Raw genomic sequence first — 213 nt, forward strand, 5'->3', positions numbered from 1 at the left:
ACACAGGTGGTCGGGTAGAGAATACCAAGGCGCTTGAGAGAACTCGGGTGAAGGAACTAGGCAAAATGGTACCGTAACTTCGGGAGAAGGTACGCTCTCGACGGTGAAGTCCCTCGCGGATGGAGCTATTGAGAGTCGCAGATACCAGGTGGCTGCAACTGTTTATTAAAAACACAGCACTGTGCAAAATCGTAAGATGACGTATACGGTGTG

Annotated in this window: 1 rRNA gene; it reads left to right on the forward strand. The window is 50.2% G+C overall.

Annotated elements, in window-relative coordinates:
* Positions 1-213 (forward strand): 23S ribosomal RNA (locus IQP38_RS25490); the annotation flags it as partial.

Source organism: Vibrio sp. OPT41, assembly GCF_015163595.1.
Taxonomy (GTDB): domain Bacteria; phylum Pseudomonadota; class Gammaproteobacteria; order Enterobacterales; family Vibrionaceae; genus Vibrio; species Vibrio alginolyticus.